Here is an 18126-nt window from a genome sequence, read left to right as displayed (position 1 = left end):
AAATAAAAACTCATGCTTCAAAGCATTTAATAAAGGTTTAAAATGGACAAAAGCGAAGGCTGGGCCCTCGCTTTGTTTATTGGTTATTCAATTGCGAAAATAAAAGAGTATAGAGGCTGTTTTCCATCATGAAGCTCAACCTCAATATCATCATATTTATCTTTAATATAGCTGATAAGTGAGTCTACTTCCTCTTCTGCTGCATCTTCACCTTTTAAGACGGTAAGGATCTCAGAGTCATCGTCGATCATTCCTTCCAGAAGATCTTTGGCAGCCTGAACTCTATTCTTGTTTTTCACAACAATTTTGCCGTCTGCAATGCCCATGAAATCATCTTTCTCGATCTCAAGGCCATCGATGCTTGTATCACGGACAGCAAACGTGATTTGGCCAGTTTTCACATGCTGAAGTGCATCTGTCATGCCTTCTTCGTTTTCTGTAAGCTCAGCACTTGGATTAAAGGCAAGAAGTGCCGCCATTCCCTGAGGAACAGTCTTTGAAGGAACAACCACTGCTTCTTCTTCAGTCACTTCTGCAGCCTGCTGTGCAGCCATAATAATATTTTTATTGTTTGGCAAAATGATTACTTTTTTTGCATTTACTTCTTTGATGGCTTTTACAATATCTTCCGTGCTGGGATTCATTGTCTGTCCGCCTTCAATGACAGCATGTGCGCCGATGCTTCGGAAAAGATCCGCGATGCCGCTGCCCATTGATACTGTCACAATTCCGTACTCCTGCTTTTCTTTTGGCTTAGCCTGAGCAGCCAAAGGTGTAGGAACGTCTTCGACTAAGTTGGTGTGCTGCTGGCGCATGTTTTCAATCTTCATATTGATTAAACTGCCATAGCGCTGTCCGTATGTCAGGCAATCTCCCGGCTGTTCAGAGTGGATATGTACTTTTACAAGCTGCTCATCCGCAATCACCAGAAGTGAGTCGCCATATTGGCTTAAGTCCTGGCGGAATCTGTCTTCTGAAAAAGGATTAGCAGAAAGCTTTTCATCTTCGAATTTGACCATAAATTCAGTGCAATAACCGAACTCAATATCCTCAGTGTTCATAAAACTGTGAACATTTTTATGGTGTTCTGCGCTAACCAGGTCATCCATTTTTGGAAGGGCTGCCGGTGTATCAGGAAGTTTTTCGCCCTTTAGCTCGGCAAGGAATCCTTCATATACAAACACAAGGCCCTGGCCGCCGCTGTCTACAACTCCTACTTCTTTTAAGACTGGAAGAAGATCTGGAGTGCGGTTTAGGGAAGCCCTTGCTTCTTTCAAAACTTCCTCCATAATCACGATAATATCATCTTCATGATTAGCAGCCTGAACCGCTTTCTTAGCGGAATCTTTTGCAACAGTAAGGATCGTTCCTTCAACCGGCTTCATCACAGCTTTATATGCCGTCTCCACACCAGAATTCAGAGCATCAGCAAACTCTTTTCCATTTATGGAAGCTTTATGTTCAATCGCTTTTGAGAAGCCTCTGAACAGCTGGGAGAGAATTACTCCCGAGTTCCCTCGTGCTCCCATAAGCAAACCTTTAGAAAGAGCAGAACCTACCTTTCCAATATGCTCCTGGATATTAGCTTTAACTTCCTTTGCTCCGGAAGTCATTGACAAATTCATGTTGGTTCCTGTGTCTCCATCAGGAACAGGGAAAACATTTAACGCATCCACTAATTTTGCATTAGCAGATAAATGGTTCGCTCCTTGTATGACCATTTCGGCAAAAAGCTTCCCATCTAAATCTTTTTTTGACACAAGTCTTTCCTCCTCACTACGGGTTCGTTACTCGAACTCCCTGAACGTAAATATTAACCGAGTCAGTGCTAAGCCCAACTGTTTTATCAAGGGTGTATTTCACTTTAGATTGCACATTGTGGGCAACCTCGGAAATTTTCGTTCCGTAACTTACAATAATATACATATCGATATGTACTTCATCTTCTTCCTGGCGAACAATTACACCACGGGTAAAATTCTCTTTTCGCAGTATATCTGTAAGACCATCCTTAATTTGATTTTTAGAGGCCATTCCTACGATGCCGTAGCAGTCAACTGCTGCTCCGCCTGCGATTGTTGCAATTACGTCATTAGAGATATCAATTTGCCCGAAATTTGTTTTTAATTCGATGGACATGGTTCGTTCCCCCTTTGGAAATTGCTTTTCATAAAAGCTTCTTCAGGCACTGCCGCTTAACGATAGTGCTGGCTTTCCCCTGAATTGCATCCTGGAGGCTAAGCCTTCCGGCAAGAGACAATTCACCTTTTTTAGCTGGGCAGCGGTCTTTCTAACTTCAAAGCTTAAAGCATACCTTATAATATTTTACTATATGGGCTGTGATATTGAAAGTTATACTTCTCCATCTCTATTATAGCTCATGTTCCATCCCCCTATGTCAAGGAAATTTTCTTGAAAGCAAACTATTGCAATCAGAAGGGTTGTATGATAAATTATTAAAGTATCTTTTAATGTCGAAATCCGCACAGGGATTCCGCATTAATTCAGATGGATGAATCTGACTATTGCAGATGAAAGCATTGAAAAATAGTTTCAGCTTATGCTTTTAGTAAGGAGGGAAACATACATGCCACGCAAATGTGTAGTAACTGGTAAAAAAACAACTTCAGGTAACGCACGTTCTCACGCAATGAACGCTAACAAGCGCACTTGGGGTGCTAACCTTCAGAAGGTACGTATTCTTGTAGACGGTAAACCTAAACGTGTTTGGGTTTCTGCAAGAGCACTTAAATCAGGTAAAGTTGAGCGCGTATAACATGCTCAGGGACATCCCTTTTGGATGTCCTTTTTATTTTCCTTTTTTGACCCACTATCATTCTCCCCCATTTAGGCAAAAAATAAAAGCACCCCAGGTGAGGTGCCAAGTTTTGATGCTATTTTCTTTTTAATTTATGGGTGTCTACCCCTTTTTGAAGGTCCCTAACATGGCACGCACAATGCCCCCTAAAAATTTAGGAAGTTTGATTGTATAAAATCTCATTACTCGTGTCCCTCCTCACGATCTTACGCATCCATTCTGTCCTTAAATCGTCTTTACCATCTTATTCAAATAATGAAAGATGAGTACTCATGATTACAAAAAATGATCAGAAAGCAATTCATGCTAAGACTCATATCCAGCTTTCCCGCATCTTGCAGGGAAGCACCGGCCCGGCACTTAATCCTTGCTTCTTACAACCATTAATATGCCTTCAGTAAAAGAAAAAGTACCACAATCATCAATAAGTTCATTACTGATACAAAGAGTAGAACCGGCAGGGACGGTCCGATCTGTCAGTGGATACTTGAAATTTCTCAGGGTGAGGCCTTTAATTTCCATAGTAATCGGAACAAACGAAATGTATTTGAAATTTGAATGCTGCTTTATGCTGTATTTACCTGGAGTCTTAATGTAAATCTTATTAGACTTGTCAATAATTTCGACAGGAACAAAGTCTTCCGCTAGTGCAGGCTTTATTAACAGCTGAATGTTTGCGAATAAGTGGTCAAGCCTGCCGCCTGTGGCACCAAGCAAACTGACTTTTTCAGGTTTTTGGCCGAGTGCCCAATTCAAGGCAAGCTCCATGTCCGTTTCATCCTTCTCCGGTTTGAACCTGTTCAGCTCTTTTACATTTTCTTCAATGAGTAAAAGCTCTTCATCCGACACAGAATCAAAATCACCAAATGCCATTTCCGGCTGAATGCCGCTTTGAATTAGAGTAAGCACCCCTCTGTCTACTCCGACCCAAATATCAGCTGTATTACTGAACGAATGCAGATCAGGCAGCAAGTCATCCGGGCCGCCAGCTAAAATATTGATAATCATTATACATTGCTCCATTCATTAATGTATCTTATATATGACAAAAAGCCAGCTGTATTCCAGCTGGCTTCTTTTTATTGCGAACCCTTTAAAGCAGCAATCGCTGCTGCTCTGTCTTTCTGATTATAAATCGCCGACCCGGCAACCAGCACATTGGCTCCAGCTTCAATGCACAATTGCGCTGTTTCTTCATTTACTCCGCCGTCCACTTCTATTTCAATGTTTAGGCCTTTTGCGTCAGCCAATTTTTTTACGGCTGCAATCTTCGGAAGAACGGATGGGATGAATTTCTGCCCTCCAAAACCGGGATTAACAGACATAAGCAATACCATATCGATATCTTCGATAACATGCTCTATCATATTAACTGGTGTAGCTGGATTAAGAACCACTCCAGCCTTGACGCCAAAGGATTTAATAAAATGAACCGTTCTGTGGAGATGCCTGCATGCTTCTGCATGAACAGTGATGTAATCGGCACCCGCATTAGCAAATGCCTCAATGTAACTATCCGGATCTTCTATCATCAAATGAACGTCAAGGGGCAGCTTTGTTACAGGACGGATGGCATCCACTATTAATGGACCAATTGTAATATTCGGCACAAAATGGCCGTCCATTACATCAACGTGAATATAATCAGCTCCGCCGCGTTCAACATCTTTAATCTCTTCTCCCAATTTAGAAAAGTCTGCCGATAAAATAGAAGGTGCGATTTTTACCATAAATTAATACCTCGGCTTTCTATCTTTGATTTCCTGCAGAAAGGTTTTGTAGTGTTCATACCTGTAGGATGGAATTTCACCGTTTTCACAGGCGGCTTTTACAGCGCATTTAGGCTCAGCCATGTGCAGGCATCCTCTAAATTTACAAAGTTCACTTTTCTCCTGAATTTCAGGGAAGCAATAATTGAGATCCTCCAATTCGATATCCGTGAATTCGAGGGAGCTGAATCCCGGGGTATCAGCAACAAGCCCTTTTCCAACCTCGAGCAGCTCTACATGCCTGGTCGTATGCTTTCCTCTGCCCAAATGCGAAGATATATCATTTGTTTTCAGCTCCAGGTCCGGTCTTAGAACGTTTAACAAAGAAGATTTCCCCACACCTGACTGTCCGGCAAAAACAGATATCTCACCTTCCAGATAGGGCATCAGATCTTTAACACCTTCTTCTGTTTCAGAGGATGTCAGCAAAACATCATAGCCGGCTTTGCGGTAATCAGATGCATATTGCTGAATTTTCCTATACTCACTTTCATCTGCCAGGTCAATTTTAGTAATGCAGATGAGCGGCTTTATATGATTAAATTCAACCAGCACCAGGAAACGATCTAAAAGAGAGGTGCTAAAGCCCGGTTCAACAGCTGAAAATACAAGAATGGCCTGATCAACATTGGCAATCGGCGGACGAATCAGCTCATTTTTCCGTTCCTTTACTTCTAAGATGTATCCTTCTGTATTACTTTCTGCCTGAAACACTACTTCATCACCGACAAGCGGTGTAACTTTATTTTTCCTGAAAACTCCGCGTCCGCGGCACTGAATGGTTTCATTTCCGCTTAATACATAATAAAACCCTGCTATGGCTTTAATAATTTTGCCTTCAGGCATAGCAACACTCCTTGCTTATGATTCTTCATCCGGATAAGGTATTTCTTTTTCCTCAAAAACCTGGCCATCGCGCAGAACCTTATAAGAAGCATTCTGTCCAGGAGCGATTGTCAGATCAATTGGTATTACTACATCTTCATAGATCAGCTCTGTATGCATTGGTTCAGAACCTGTATTATTCAAATCCTTAATGATAATCTGAACTTCATTGGGCTCACCTTCGGCGGCAGGCTCATATGGAATGCTGATCTCAATATTTTCAGTCTTAGGAAGGAGTTCTTTTTTTCCTTTTGAAAGAACCACCGTCACCTTCTGTCCCCTTGTCAGATTTGCGCCTGGTGCCGGGTCCTGTTTGATGACCAGCCCTTCAGGGACTTCCTCATGGTACTCTTCTTCCCCGTATTCTACCTTCAATCCTGAAGATTCTTCGTACTCCTGAAGACCCTTTTCGTTATAGCCGCGTAAATCTTTTAATGCTATTGGCGCCGGTCCTTTGCTCACAGTGAAAATCAATTCCGTATCCTCTGGAACGACAAGGTCGCCTTCTGATAAGTTTTGATCCAGGATGGTCCCAGCCGGCTCACTATCATCGGTTTCTTCGTTTTTTTCAATGCTTTTAAAATTTTTGCTTTCAAGCAGGCGGACAACATCACCATATTGCCTGCCCTGGTAATCTGCTAATTCAAATTTTTCTTTGCCGGAGCTTTCATAGATATCAATGGAGGTTCCCTCTTTAACAGTCCTGCCTGCTTTCGGATCTGTTTTAACTACGAGGCCTTCATCAACATCCGGGTCACTGATCGGCTTTGTATCCCTAACCGTAAACCCTGCGGCAATCAGCTCTGCTATTGCATCTTCCACCTCTTTGCCGGATACATCCGGAACCTGAACATCCTTTGGCTCCATCAGATCAGGAAAAACGGTTATAGCAAGGATCCCTGTCACAATCAGAAACATAAAGACTGATACCAGGATTATCGGCCATTTCTTTTTCTTCTTCTTTTTTTCCTTCTTCTTCTTTTCAGGGAGGGGGTTTGCCACAGGCTGCGTGTCACCCTTTGGATCCTTTGCATGAACTAAGGTCTCATCCATACTTTCATATGGGCGGTCATCTGTAATAACAGGTATAGCTTTTGTAGCATCATCGTCAATCGGCACTATGAACTTTTTTTCATGCAGTCTTTCGGGCTCAAGAGCTGTTCTGATATCTTCTTCCATTTCTTCAACGGTATCATACCTGTGAAAAGGATCTTTAGCGGTCGCTTTTAAAACGATATTTTCAACACTTTGCGGTATGGATGGATTCCATCTCTTCAGAGAAGGCGTCTCCGATTGCAGATGTTTGAGTGCTATTGATACCGCAGATTCACCTGAGAAAGGAAGCCTTCCTGTCAACAGCTCAAACATAACAATTCCAAGGGAATAGATATCAGACTTTCTGTTGGCCATTCCCCCTCTGGCCTGTTCAGGAGAAAGATAATGAACAGAGCCCAGCACTGAATTTGTCTGGGTTATGCTTGTAGCGCTTAGTGCCATGGCAATTCCAAAATCAGTAATCTTAACATTACCATGCCTGTCTATCAAAATATTATGCGGTTTAATATCCCGGTGTATGATATGGTTTTGATGTGCATGAGATATGGCTGAGGTCAGCTGTTTCAAAATTTCCAGGGCATCATCTATGCGAATAGGGCTGTTTTGCTGTATGTATTGCTTTAACGTTTGTCCATCTACATATTCCATCACAATATAATAGATTGAGTCCTCCTCGCCAACATCATAGATATTGACGATATGCGGGTGGGCTAAGCTGGTTGCAGACTGGGCTTCACGATGAAAACGGCGGATAAATTCTTCATCTTCGGCAAAGTCCATCCGAAGCACTTTCACGGCTACATCACGATCAAGAATCATATCATGGGCCAGGTAGACATTCGCCATGCCTCCTCCGCCGATCATATCAATAATTCTATAGCGGCCGCTTAATCTTCTTCCCTTAATCATCATTTATCATCCCGCTCTCATTGCTTTCATCATACTCAGCAATCACGAGCGTAATATTATCTTCGCCGCCATTATCATTGGCCTTATCAATCAGGACTGAAGCTTTTTCTTCAAGTGTACCTCCACTATTGAGGATTTCGCTCATTTCTGCCACAGATACCTTATTGGACAATCCGTCAGAACATAATAATAATAAGTCGCCGTCTTCGAATGTAATAGTTTTAATATCCATCTCAACAGCTGCTTCCGTTCCCAACGCTCTCAGCAGCACATTTTTTCTTGGATGATGCTCGGCATCTTCCTTTGAAATCTGCCCTGACCTTACAAGTTCATTCACCAGGGAATGGTCTTCCGTCAGCTGCTGAAAACCTGACTCATTTAAAATATAACATCTGCTGTCGCCGATATTCGCAATAGTCGCAAAACGATCGGTACATATGGCAGCAACAACAGTAGTGCCCATACCTTCGCATTGTTCATTTACTTTTGAATGTTCATAAAGGATGGTGTTGACCTCTGCAATATACTTCTGCAGCCACCCTTCAGCCTCATCGGCAGTCTGAAAGTCATCTGTCTGATCCCAGAATTCTTTCAAACTTGTTAAAGTCATTTCGCTTGCCACATCGCCAGCACGGTGGCCGCCCATGCCATCTGCTACGATGGCAAGGCGCTGACCGCTGCTGTTCACATAGATGCCGCCATTATCTTCATTATGCTGCCTGACTTTGCCTCTATCTGTCATGAAAACAGCTTTCATTCTGTCACCTCGTCTCCTCTTTTCGCTCCTTTGCACGAAGTTGTCCGCATGCTGCATCTATATCGTGACCGTGCTCCCTGCGAATGGTTACATTAATGCCGTGATTCTTCAGTGTCTTTTCAAAAGCAAAAATCTGATCCTTGGGTGTTCTTACATAATCCCGTTCCGGCACATAGTTTACTGGAATCAGGTTAACATGGCACTTAACATTTTTTATTAACTTTGCCAGCTCTTCAGCATGTTCCACCTGATCATTTACCCCTCCGAATAAGCCATATTCGAAGCTTACACGTCTGCCTGTCTTATTTATATAATACCTGATTGAATCCATAAGGTCCGGCAGCTTATATGCTCTATTTATAGGCATCAGGCGGCTCCTGATTTCGGTGTTTGGAGCATGTAAGGAAATCGCGAAATTAATCTGCATGTTTTCATCTGCAAATTTATAAATTTTCGGAATGATCCCACTTGTCGAAACAGTTATATGGCGTGCGCCGATATTCAGCCCTTTATCATGGTTGATAATTTTAAGGAATGAGAGCATGCTGTCATAATTATCAAAAGGTTCACCGATACCCATAATGACAACTGAGCTGACCCGTTCATCTGTTTCATCAAGTGCCTGTTGTACTTTTACGACCTGAGCAACGATTTCTCCTGCTTCAAGATTACGTTTTAATCCGCCTAATGTGGAGGCACAGAATGTACATCCGATCCTGCAGCCCACCTGAGTGGTTACACATACTGAATTCCCATAGTCATGCCTCATCAGTACAGTTTCAATTGAATAGCCATCATGAAGTTCAAATAAGAATTTTATTGTTCCATCAGCAGACTCCTGCTGGATGATCGTTTTAAGGGTTGTCAGCGAAAAATTTGCTGATAGCGTATCCCGCATCCCTTTTGAAAGATTCGTCATATCCTCAAATGATGTGACCCTCTTTGTGTAAAGCCAATCAAATATTTGCTCAGCCCTGAAGGCTTTCTCATTATTTTCTTTTAGCCATTCCCTCAGCTCATGAAGCTGTAAAGTATAAATGGATGGTTTTTGTTCTGATGCTGTCATTTTCTCTTCTGCTTTTTGTTCCATTTATTGCACCTTCTTTCTCAGACAGGAAATATAAAACCCGTCCGAACCAATATCCTGCGGTAAAACCTGCAGTTCAAAGCCATCTATTAAAGAAGCAATTGCATTAGGCATCCGCTCCTGAACAGATAGATCTCCCTCAAATTCCGCATTGTCTTTTAAAAACGCGTGAACAACATGCTGATTTTCTTCTTTGTCCACTGTACATGTACTATAAACAAGAATACCACCTTTTTTCAGTAAAGGTGAAACGGCATCCAATAGATTCCTCTGAATCTTATGGAGGTGATATAAATCTTCTTCTTTTTTGGTGTATTTCATATCAGGCTTTCTTCTCATAACTCCAAGGCCTGAACATGGGGCATCCACTAAAATACGGTCAAAAGATTCTTTTTCATAATGCTCCTGGACTTTTCTGCTGTCAAGGGCATTTGTCTTAATATTTGTTAGTCCCAGTCTATCGGCATTATCATTTATCAGCCTTACTTTATGCTCGTGAAGGTCCAGTGAAATGACCTGACCGGTATTTTGCAGTTTTTCTGCTATATGTGTCGTTTTTCCTCCCGGAGCTGCACAGGCATCCAGGATCTTCTCATCGGGATTGCCTCCAAGAGCATAAGCAGCAAGCATCGAGCTTTCATCCTGAATAGTAATCAGTCCTTCTTTGAATACACGGGAATTGGCCAGATTGCCCCTTAAACATTTAATGGCAACTGGAATAAACGGACTTGGCTCCACTTCAAATCCCTCTTCCTGAAGAAGTGACAGGCACTCCTCCCTTGAAGCCTTTACCTCATTTACCCTTGCCGTCTGCAGCGGGGCAGTTAAGTTTATTTCGCACATTTTCTTTGTTTCTTCAAATCCCAGCTGATCGGCCCATCTTTTTACAAGCCATTCTGGATGGCTGGTCTCAACGGAGAGGCGCTTCACCCTGTCCTCAATTTGTTCGGGATCCGGCAGCCCCTTCCTTTGAATGTTTCTCAGCACACCGTTGACCATGCCGGAAATCCCTTTATGCCCTCTTCGTTTTGCTATTTCTACTGCCTCATAAATTGCTGCCCGGTCAGGAATTTTATCAAGATAAACCATCTGATACAGCGTCAGCCTCAAGAGCTGATTTACCCAGCTTTCGATTTTTTTATTGCCTGCCAAAAAGGGCTTCAGGTAAAAATCGAGTGTCATCCGGCGCTGAAGGGTACCATATGTCAGTTCGGTAAGCAGCCCAATGTCCTTCTGATCAATTTCATTCTTTTTTATGGCGTTATTCAGTAAAAGATTGCTGTAGGACTGATTTTTTTCAATCGCCTCAAGAAGCTCCATTGCCGTTTCTCTAACATTTTTCGTCTGCAGCTTTTTCATTCGATGTCTCCCAGACGGCCGCCGGCAGTCAGATTGGACCCTGCACCTCTTAAAAATTGTTCTGCTGGCATCTTTTTCTTTCCTGAAGGCTGCAGTTCAGTAATTTTAACGGCTGTATCATTCCCGGATGCCACAACCACCCCGTCTTCCTCAAGCCTGATGATTGTTCCCGGTTCTTCGCTTTTAGCATGTTTGACTTTCTTTGAATTCCAGATTTTAACCACTTTGCCGTCAAATGTTGTATAAGCAACCGGCCATGGGTTTAACCCTCTAATGTGGTTATAGATTTCTTCTCCGGTTTTGCTCCAGTCGATTTTTTCCTGTTCTCTTTTAATATTATAGGCAAAAGTGGCTTCTTCTTCATTTTGCTTAATGGGATTCAGTTCGCCATTCAGCAGTTTCGGCAGGGTTTCAGACAAAAGCTTGCATCCTGCCTTGCTAAGTTTATCGTGAAGAGTGCCCACTGTATCTGTTTCAGTAATCGGCACCTCAACTTGTGTTAATATATCGCCGGCATCCAGCTTTTCAGCCATATACATAATGGTGATGCCTGTTTTTTCTTTTCCCTGCAGAATGGAGTAATGAATGGGTGCACCGCCACGCAATTCCGGAAGCAATGATGCATGTACATTTATACAGCCATACTTAGGCGCATCCAGCAGCTCCTTGGGCAAGATTTGCCCAAACGCTGCTGTGACAACAAGGTCTGGCTTAAGAGCAAGAACTTTCTCCAATTCATCCGGCTGGCGGATTTTTTCAGGCTGATACACAGGGATGCCCTGTTTTTCAGCTTCGACTTTTACAGGAGGGGGAGTAAGGACTTTTTTCCTTCCAACCGGCCTGTCAGGCTGAGTAACCACTCCGATCACTTCATATCCGTCGTCTATTATTTGCTTTAGTACCGGCACTGAAAAATCGGGTGTGCCCATAAAAACGATTTTTGTCATTCAGCTTCCAATCCTTCCAACTCTTCTTCATTCAAGTATCTAGTTACTTTTGAGGTAAATAGCACCCCATGCAAATGATCAATTTCATGGAGGATCGCTCTTGCCAGGAAATCCTCAGCCTCCAGGGTAAAAAATTTCCCTTTGCGGTCCTGCGCCTTTATTTTGACATATTCAGGCCTTGTAACATCACCATATAACCCCGGAAAACTCAAGCATCCCTCAGGGCCTGTCTGCTCCCCATCCGTTTCAAGAATTTCCGGATTGATCATTTCAATTGTTCCAAACTCATCATCTATATCAACAATGGCAATTTGCAGCTTTTGCCCAATTTGGGGAGCAGCAAGCCCGACACCATCGAATTCAAGCATCGTATCATACATATCATTTAGCAATTTGCCAAGCTTCTTATCAAAGACTTTAACTGGTTCGCATTCTGCCTCCAGAATTTCAGCCGGATAAGTAACAATTTTTTTTACTGCCAAAACGTTTCCTCCATTTTTATCTATTTTCAACCAATTTGGGTTTATTCATAACCAGAAAAGCAGAAGTGCCTTAATGCACTCCTTCTAAAGCTGACTCTTTTAGAAACTACATTAAAATATATGGATTCAGGTCAATTGAGACAGTTAAGCCCCCTGAAGAAATTTCCTGCTGGTAATTATCCAGAATCTTTTTCAGCGTCTGTCCAAGTTCCGGCTCCCGCTTGTATTTTATCAGACATTGATAACGATATCTATTGTTGATCCGCGGTATCGGGGAGGCAACCGGTCCAAGAACAATGCTCTCTGCAGATAATTTTGACTGAATGTACTGCGTGATCTTCTCGGTTACAGAAACAGCCTTCATTAATTCCTCGTGACTGACTGTGACAAGGGAGATATAGAAGAAAGGAGGATATCTATGAATTTTGCGGACCATCATTTCTCTGTCGTAAAATTTATCGTAATCCTGCTCCCCCGCCAGCTCAATACTATAATGTTCAGGAGTGTAGGTCTGAATGATTACCTCACCCTCTAATTCATGCCTCCCTGCTCGCCCGCTTACCTGTGTCAGCAGCTGAAAGGTTTTTTCAGAAGAGCGGAAATCAGGCAAGTGCAGCATTGTGTCTGCCGAGAGTACGCCCACTAAAGTAATATTGGGAAAATCAAGGCCTTTAGCAATCATCTGGGTCCCAAGAAGAATATCTGCATGTCCTTCCTGGAATTGATCGAGGAGCTTTTCATGTGCCCCCTTCCTGCTGGTGGTGTCGACATCCATCCGTATTACCTTCGCTTCCGGCAGAATCTTTGCCAACTCCTCTTCCACTTTCTGCGTACCGGTCCCAAAATAGCGGATATGCTCACTTTCACATTCCGGGCATGCATTTGGAACCGATGCCTCATATCCGCAGTAATGGCATTTCATCTGCTGGTTATAACGATGATACGTCAAAGAAATATCACAATGCGGACAATTAATAACATATCCGCAGTCTCTGCACATAACAAATGAGGAGTGTCCTCTTTTATTTAAAAATAATACGATTTGTTCTTTTTTCACAAGACGGTCTTTTATTTTTTCAAGGAGCTTCCTTGAGAACATAGACCGGTTTCCTTCTCGCAGCTCTTCCCGCATATCAATGATATCAACGGCAGGGAGAGCCTGATTGTTCATCCTGTTTTCGAGAGTGAGGAGATGGTAAACTCCTTTTTGTGCCCGTGCGAAAGATTCCAATGAGGGAGTTGCACTGCCGAGCACCACAGGACATTTATGATTTTCCGCTCTTTTGATGGCAACGTCCCTTGCATGGTATCTTGGGTTTTCTTCCTGCTTATAGCTGGTTTCGTGCTCTTCATCAATTATAATAATTCCGAGGTTTTCAAATGGGGCAAAGATCGCCGACCGGGCTCCGACAACCACCTTGACTTCCTTCCGCTGAACCTTTCTCCACTCATCATATTTTTCTCCTGCTGACAGGCCGCTGTGCATAACCGCAACCTGATCGCCAAACCTTCCTTTAAAGCGTTTGACCATTTGCGGAGTTAAAGAAATCTCAGGAACAAGGACAATGGCTTCTTTGCCATCTTCAAGCACCCGCTGGATGGATTGCAGATAAACCTCCGTTTTCCCGCTCCCTGTTACTCCATAGAGCAAAAAGGTTTCATGCCTGCTATCTTCAATAGAATCAAGGATGGGGATAATGGCTTTTCTTTGTCCATCAGTCAAAGAGAGCGGTTCTGTTCTTTCGAATTCACGGTCTCCAAAGGGATTGCGGTATATTTCCACGTCCTTCTGGCCAAGCAGCCCTTTTTGCAAAAGCCCTTTTAATGTGGAAGAAGTGATTCCAAGCAAGGAAAATAACTCTTTCTGATCGACCGGTCCTTCCTCCTGAAGAAAATACTCAAGCACTTCCTTTTGCTTAGTTGCATTGCCTGGAAGGTTTTGAAGGTAATCAGCAAGCTCTTTAGGGGGTGCCGCCGCAAACACCTGCTTGACTTTTTTCTTTTTCACCCGTTCTTTTACCTGGTAAATAATATCGATATTTCCATTGGTTGCTTCCTTCTGAAGAAGCGGCAAAGCACCGCCCTTTACTGCATCATCCCAGGTAATTTCATCAGCATTCTGAAAGAGTGCGCATACTTTTTCAGGGAGCAGCTTATGATTTGCATTTTCCGCCATGACAAGCTTTTTTTCATATCTTGCCTTCAATGCTGCAGGCAGCATAGCCTGAAAAGCTGAAATTTTGTAGCATAATGTTTTTTCTGTCAGCCATTCACCAAGATTCAAAAGCTCCTGATTAAGAACTGGATTTAAATCCATCGGCTCTAAAATGGATTTTAACTGCTGAAAATCCGACTCTTCTTTTAATCCTGTAACAAACCCCTGTATTTTTCTCGGCCCAAATGGAACAACCACCCTCATGCCAGGGAAAATGACACCTTTCAGATGAGAGGGTATTTTATAGTCAAACGCCCGGTCAGTCTGTTTGGCAGGAACATCGACAATTACACTGGCTATGTTCATTCATGCTCATCCTTTAGAAGCTTCGAGGCTTCTTCAAGAATTTTTACAGCCACATCTTTTTTAGACATTAGCGGAAGTTTTTCCGACGATCCATCCTTTTTAAAAAGTGTAACAATATTAGTGTCAGTTCCAAAGCCCGCACCTTCAGCAGTTACATTATTGGCAACGATCATATCGGCGTTTTTCTTCATTAGCTTGCCCTTTGCATACTCTTCGACCTGTTCGGTTTCAGCCGCAAAGCCTATCAGGATTTGCTTCTCCTTTTTTTGACCCAGCTCGAACAATATATCCTTTGTTCTTTCAAGCTCCAATACTTCATCCCCGGGCTGTTTCTTCATTTTTTGCGCAGAAGCCACCTTAGGACGATAATCGGAGACTGCAGCTGTCTTTATGACAACATCAGCATAATCAAATTCATTCAAGGCCGCTTGATACATTTCTTCAGCAGATTCCACCTTTAACAGTTTTAATCCGGCAGGCGCATTAATCGAAACCGGGCCGGATATTAATACAACTTCAGCACCTGCAGAGACGGCAGCTTCCGCTAATGCATAGCCCATTTTCCCAGTAGAATGGTTTGTAATATAACGGACAGGATCAATTTTTTCCCTCGTTGGGCCCGCAGTTATGACCACTTTTCGGCCAGTAAGCTCCAATCTGGAAGTCTTGAAAAATTCACTGATCGTTTCTGTAATTTTCTCAGGCTCTTCAAGCCTGCCTCTTCCAACATAGCCGCATGCAAGATACCCTTCTGAAGGCTCTATGAATCTGCAGCCAAAACCATATAAGGTTTCAATGTTTTTTTTGACAGCGGGATGGCTGTACATATGCACATTCATTGCAGGTGCAATCCAAATCGGTGATGATGCAGCCAAAAGGGTTGTAGTGATCATATTATCTGCAATTCCATTGGCAAGCTTCCCGATCACATTTGCTGTAGCCGGAGCAACAAGAATTAAATCGGCCCAATCAGCCAGGTCGATGTGCGCAATAACCTTCGAGTCCTTTTCATCAAAAGTGTCTGTGTAAACATCATGTCTTGAAAGGGCCTGAAAAGTTAATGGTGCAACAAAGTTAACAGCCGATTCACTTAGGATAACTTTCACCTGCGCTCCTGCCTGTGTCAGTTTGCTTGTTAAGGCTGCAGCTTTATAAACAGCAATTCCTCCGGTTACACATAATAATATCTTCTTTCCAGTCAGCATTATATGACCCCACCAATCTCAAAAATAATTCTTCTCTATGAAAAACGGCCTGGCTGTCTATTTCTATATAAAGCCTGGCCATTAATGGCAAATAGTTTTCATGATAGTTTTATTATGCAAGAAGAGCAGTGAATTTTCATCTAATAAAACCTCAAACAAAAATAACAACCTTTTGAAAGGTTGTTATTCAGCGATTTCACTCGTATGATTCATTGGCTGTTTTTTCGCCCAGGCGGTAATGAAGCTGGTCTGCATGTATTTCCTCAAGTGCTTTGCCCACATTTTTATGTGATTTGTATCTTTCAAGCTGCGGTCTGGCATTAAGCTGAAGCTTGCGGGCACGCTTGGCAGCAACAGAAACAAGTGAATATTTGGAGTCAATCTTTGTCATTAGAGAATCAATAGAAGGATAAAGCATATTTATTCTACCTCCAGCATTTTTTTATATTTAGGTTCGACACGTTCCCTGCGGCAGTGTTCAGCTACCACTATGGACTTTATTCTTTCACAGGCCAGATCGATTTGATCATTCTCTACAACATAATCATACAGATTCATCATTTCAATCTCTTCTCTCGCTGCATTCATGCGATTGTTGATGATATCTTCTGACTCTGTCCCTCTCGTCACGATACGGTTCTTAAGCTCTGACAGACTAGGGGGAACCAGGAAGATGAACAGGCCGTCTGGAAATTTCTCGCGTACCTGGCGGGCACCCTGAACTTCAATTTCAAGGAAAACATCTTTGCCGCGATCGAGTGTTTCTCTGACATAATCAACCGGTGTTCCGTAGTAGTTCCCGACAAACTCTGCATATTCCAGCAGCTTATCCTGCCTGATGAGCTCTTCAAACTCCTCACGCGTTTTGAAAAAATAATCAACTCCATTGACTTCTCCCTCTCTCGGAGATCTCGTTGTCATTGAAATAGAATATTCAAACGCAGTATCAGACTGAGCAAATATCTCTTTTCTTACTGTTCCTTTTCCTACACCTGAGGGTCCGGATAGAACGATCAATAACCCTTTTTCTTTCATTTATAAAATCCTACCCTTCCTCAATAATTTCATCACGGTCATTTAATCGGTGTGCGACGGTTTCCGGCTGGACCGCAGACAAAATGACATGGTCACTGTCCATAACGATAACAGCACGGGTGCGCCTGCCATATGTAGCATCTATTAAAGAGCCCCGGTCCCGCGCGTCCTGAATAATCCGTTTTATAGGGGCAGATTCGGGACTGACTATTGATATAATCCGGTTGGCAGATACAATATTGCCAAAACCGATATTGATCAGCTTTATTGACATTTGGGTCCTCCAATCATCAGTTATTTAGTTTGACCCCCAGAGCCGGAATCTAAACAACTGCTATTCAATATTTTGAACCTGTTCCTTCATTTTTTCCAATAAACTCTTTATTTCTACGACTTCAGCAGCTATATCTGCACTATTTGCCTTGGAGCCGATCGTATTGGCCTCCCGGTTCATTTCCTGCAGAATAAAGTCGAGCTTTCTGCCTGCCGGATCTGTAAGCTGAAGTGTATGCTCAAACTGGCTTATATGGCTTTGCAGCCTTATCAGTTCTTCACTGATATCCGCTTTATCAGCGAATACTGCTACCTCTGTCAAAATTCTGGATTCATCCACCTGGCCATCAAGAAATTCCTTCATACGCTTATGCAATCTTTCCTGGTATAGCTGAGCAACCTTTGGCGCATACTCTCTCAGTTTGCTGACACTATTGCTTAAAAGACTAAGATGGCTGCGAAGATCTCTTTCCAGCTCATCGCCCTCTGCTTTCCTCATTTGCATTAACTGCAGGCATGCCTCTTCAGCAGCAGAAAGGACCAGCTGGCTCATTTCCTCATTGCCGGACTCTTTCTCTTCAATGCCAATTAATTCTTCACGAATGACATCCCCGATGGATAATTCCGATTGAATTTGATACTTTGCTTGAATTGCAGTTATGTATTGATAATATTCATCTAATAGTTCCCAGTCAACATTTACTTTCCTGCTGGCCAGGACATCACCGTCAACGGTGATAAAAACCTCGATTCTTCCTCTTTTGATATGCCTATTAAGCTTTTTCTTTATTTTGTCTTCAATATGCATCAGCTGTCTGGGCATTCTTATTTGAAATTCGGAAAAACGATGATTTACAGTTTTGATTTCAACCGTAATGGAGCCTTGCCCGGAATCTTTCTTGCTTCTGCCATAACCAGTCATGCTTACTGCCATTTCTCACACTTCCTTTTGGGAAAAGCACAGCTTATAAAAGCACTTACTTTCAGTTAGCGGCATGGTGCCTGTGCAGTTTATGTATAAAA

19 protein-coding genes are annotated in these 18126 nt (G+C 42.7%); 1 reads left to right on the top strand and 18 read right to left on the bottom strand.

Features of this window, described 5'->3' with window-relative positions:
• Positions 1–83 precede the first annotated feature (83 nt).
• Together ACTHRG_RS01315 and ACTHRG_RS01310 are read right to left on the bottom strand one after the other, a co-directional pair.
• Positions 84–1760: a DAK2 domain-containing protein gene (locus ACTHRG_RS01315; protein ID WP_076255712.1), complete on the bottom strand. Its 1677-nt coding sequence runs from the start codon at positions 1758–1760 to the stop codon at positions 84–86.
• A 16-nt stretch (positions 1761–1776) separates the two neighbouring features.
• Positions 1777–2139, bottom strand: coding sequence for an Asp23/Gls24 family envelope stress response protein (locus ACTHRG_RS01310; RefSeq protein ID WP_009330806.1), 363 nt, complete (start codon positions 2137–2139; stop codon positions 1777–1779).
• A 448-nt stretch (positions 2140–2587) separates the two neighbouring features.
• Here ACTHRG_RS01310 and rpmB point away from each other — a divergent pair, with 448 nt between their 5' ends.
• The gene (rpmB, locus tag ACTHRG_RS01305) at positions 2588–2776 is read left to right on the top strand and encodes a 50S ribosomal protein L28 (protein WP_019381740.1); all 189 of its coding nucleotides are present in this window, start codon (positions 2588–2590) and stop codon (positions 2774–2776) included.
• 144 nt (positions 2777–2920) lie between these two features.
• On the opposite strand, the gene spoVM is transcribed toward rpmB, so the two are convergent.
• The 16 genes from spoVM to ACTHRG_RS01225 form a co-directional block, all read right to left on the bottom strand.
• On the bottom strand, positions 2921–3001 hold the full coding sequence (spoVM, locus tag ACTHRG_RS01300) for a stage V sporulation protein SpoVM (RefSeq protein WP_019381739.1): 81 nt from the start codon (positions 2999–3001) through the stop codon (positions 2921–2923).
• Between the two features lie 177 nt (positions 3002–3178).
• Positions 3179–3826: a thiamine diphosphokinase gene (locus ACTHRG_RS01295; RefSeq protein WP_076255711.1), complete on the bottom strand. Its 648-nt coding sequence runs from the start codon at positions 3824–3826 to the stop codon at positions 3179–3181.
• Positions 3827–3897: 71 nt separating this feature from the next.
• Positions 3898–4548, bottom strand: coding sequence for a ribulose-phosphate 3-epimerase (gene rpe, locus ACTHRG_RS01290; RefSeq protein WP_048007933.1), 651 nt, complete (start codon positions 4546–4548; stop codon positions 3898–3900).
• A 3-nt stretch (positions 4549–4551) separates the two neighbouring features.
• Positions 4552–5433 carry a ribosome small subunit-dependent GTPase A gene (gene rsgA / locus ACTHRG_RS01285; protein WP_076255709.1) on the bottom strand — a complete coding sequence of 294 codons (882 nt, stop codon included), beginning with the start codon at positions 5431–5433 and terminating at the stop codon, positions 4552–4554.
• Between the two features lie 15 nt (positions 5434–5448).
• Positions 5449–7437, bottom strand: coding sequence for a Stk1 family PASTA domain-containing Ser/Thr kinase (pknB, locus tag ACTHRG_RS01280; RefSeq protein WP_076255707.1), 1989 nt, complete (start codon positions 7435–7437; stop codon positions 5449–5451).
• A complete protein-coding gene (locus tag ACTHRG_RS01275; RefSeq protein WP_076255705.1) occupies positions 7430–8194 on the bottom strand; it encodes a Stp1/IreP family PP2C-type Ser/Thr phosphatase in 765 nt (254 codons plus the stop codon). Before ACTHRG_RS01275 ends, pknB begins: the two co-directional genes overlap by 8 nt.
• A 4-nt stretch (positions 8195–8198) precedes the next feature.
• On the bottom strand, positions 8199–9284 hold the full coding sequence (rlmN, locus tag ACTHRG_RS01270) for a 23S rRNA (adenine(2503)-C(2))-methyltransferase RlmN (RefSeq protein ID WP_076255703.1): 1086 nt from the start codon (positions 9282–9284) through the stop codon (positions 8199–8201).
• Positions 9285–10640 (bottom strand): 16S rRNA (cytosine(967)-C(5))-methyltransferase RsmB, encoded by a 1356-nt coding sequence (rsmB, locus tag ACTHRG_RS01265; RefSeq protein ID WP_076255701.1) that lies wholly within the window; start codon positions 10638–10640, stop codon positions 9285–9287.
• Entirely contained in the window at positions 10637–11587 is a 951-nt protein-coding gene (fmt, locus tag ACTHRG_RS01260) for a methionyl-tRNA formyltransferase (RefSeq protein ID WP_076255699.1), read from the bottom strand. Before fmt ends, rsmB begins: the two co-directional genes overlap by 4 nt.
• A complete protein-coding gene (gene def / locus ACTHRG_RS01255) occupies positions 11584–12069 on the bottom strand; it encodes a peptide deformylase (RefSeq protein ID WP_076255697.1) in 486 nt (161 codons plus the stop codon). Before def ends, fmt begins: the two co-directional genes overlap by 4 nt.
• Positions 12070–12175: 106 nt before the next feature.
• Complete coding sequence (priA, locus tag ACTHRG_RS01250) at positions 12176–14590, bottom strand: primosomal protein N' (RefSeq protein ID WP_076255695.1); 2415 nt, start codon at positions 14588–14590, stop codon at positions 12176–12178.
• Positions 14587–15795, bottom strand: coding sequence for a bifunctional phosphopantothenoylcysteine decarboxylase/phosphopantothenate--cysteine ligase CoaBC (gene coaBC, locus ACTHRG_RS01245; protein WP_076255693.1), 1209 nt, complete (start codon positions 15793–15795; stop codon positions 14587–14589). Before coaBC ends, priA begins: the two co-directional genes overlap by 4 nt.
• 196 nt (positions 15796–15991) lie before the next feature.
• A complete protein-coding gene (gene rpoZ / locus ACTHRG_RS01240; protein ID WP_035328865.1) occupies positions 15992–16213 on the bottom strand; it encodes a DNA-directed RNA polymerase subunit omega in 222 nt (73 codons plus the stop codon).
• Between the two features lie 2 nt (positions 16214–16215).
• The gene (gmk, locus tag ACTHRG_RS01235; RefSeq protein ID WP_076255690.1) at positions 16216–16830 is read right to left on the bottom strand and encodes a guanylate kinase; all 615 of its coding nucleotides are present in this window, start codon (positions 16828–16830) and stop codon (positions 16216–16218) included.
• A gap of 10 nt (positions 16831–16840) precedes the next feature.
• Positions 16841–17104 carry an extracellular matrix/biofilm regulator RemA gene (gene remA, locus ACTHRG_RS01230; RefSeq protein ID WP_026585597.1) on the bottom strand — a complete coding sequence of 88 codons (264 nt, stop codon included), beginning with the start codon at positions 17102–17104 and terminating at the stop codon, positions 16841–16843.
• A 60-nt stretch (positions 17105–17164) separates the two neighbouring features.
• The gene (locus ACTHRG_RS01225; RefSeq protein ID WP_076255687.1) at positions 17165–18037 is read right to left on the bottom strand and encodes a YicC/YloC family endoribonuclease; all 873 of its coding nucleotides are present in this window, start codon (positions 18035–18037) and stop codon (positions 17165–17167) included.
• Between the last annotated feature and the right edge of the window lie 89 nt (positions 18038–18126).

Origin of the sequence: Cytobacillus sp. SAFR-174, assembly GCF_051964675.1 — a bacterium.
Lineage (GTDB): Bacteria > Bacillota > Bacilli > Bacillales > Cytobacillaceae > Cytobacillus.
This window is presented reverse-complemented; position numbering and strand designations above follow the sequence as displayed.

What these genes read in the sequence shown, in the direction of transcription:
- pknB (WP_076255707.1), bottom strand. Translation starts at nt 7,437, where the DNA reads ATGATTAAGGGAAGAAGATTAAGCGGCCGCTATAGAATTATTGATATG.
- ACTHRG_RS01295 (WP_076255711.1), bottom strand. Translation starts at nt 3,826, where the DNA reads ATGATTATCAATATTTTAGCTGGCGGCCCGGATGACTTGCTGCCTGAT.
- ACTHRG_RS01275 (WP_076255705.1), bottom strand. Translation starts at nt 8,194, where the DNA reads ATGAAAGCTGTTTTCATGACAGATAGAGGCAAAGTCAGGCAGCATAAT.
- ACTHRG_RS01225 (WP_076255687.1), bottom strand. Translation starts at nt 18,037, where the DNA reads ATGGCAGTAAGCATGACTGGTTATGGCAGAAGCAAGAAAGATTCCGGG.
- spoVM (WP_019381739.1), bottom strand. Translation starts at nt 3,001, where the DNA reads ATGAGATTTTATACAATCAAACTTCCTAAATTTTTAGGGGGCATTGTG.
- fmt (WP_076255699.1), bottom strand. Translation starts at nt 11,587, where the DNA reads ATGACAAAAATCGTTTTTATGGGCACACCCGATTTTTCAGTGCCGGTA.
- rsmB (WP_076255701.1), bottom strand. Translation starts at nt 10,640, where the DNA reads ATGAAAAAGCTGCAGACGAAAAATGTTAGAGAAACGGCAATGGAGCTT.
- rpmB (WP_019381740.1), top strand. Translation starts at nt 2,588, where the DNA reads ATGCCACGCAAATGTGTAGTAACTGGTAAAAAAACAACTTCAGGTAAC.
- coaBC (WP_076255693.1), bottom strand. Translation starts at nt 15,795, where the DNA reads ATGCTGACTGGAAAGAAGATATTATTATGTGTAACCGGAGGAATTGCT.
- rpoZ (WP_035328865.1), bottom strand. Translation starts at nt 16,213, where the DNA reads ATGCTTTATCCTTCTATTGATTCTCTAATGACAAAGATTGACTCCAAA.
- remA (WP_026585597.1), bottom strand. Translation starts at nt 17,104, where the DNA reads ATGTCAATAAAGCTGATCAATATCGGTTTTGGCAATATTGTATCTGCC.
- ACTHRG_RS01310 (WP_009330806.1), bottom strand. Translation starts at nt 2,139, where the DNA reads ATGTCCATCGAATTAAAAACAAATTTCGGGCAAATTGATATCTCTAAT.
- gmk (WP_076255690.1), bottom strand. Translation starts at nt 16,830, where the DNA reads ATGAAAGAAAAAGGGTTATTGATCGTTCTATCCGGACCCTCAGGTGTA.
- rpe (WP_048007933.1), bottom strand. Translation starts at nt 4,548, where the DNA reads ATGGTAAAAATCGCACCTTCTATTTTATCGGCAGACTTTTCTAAATTG.
- rlmN (WP_076255703.1), bottom strand. Translation starts at nt 9,284, where the DNA reads ATGGAACAAAAAGCAGAAGAGAAAATGACAGCATCAGAACAAAAACCA.
- priA (WP_076255695.1), bottom strand. Translation starts at nt 14,590, where the DNA reads ATGAACATAGCCAGTGTAATTGTCGATGTTCCTGCCAAACAGACTGAC.
- rsgA (WP_076255709.1), bottom strand. Translation starts at nt 5,433, where the DNA reads ATGCCTGAAGGCAAAATTATTAAAGCCATAGCAGGGTTTTATTATGTA.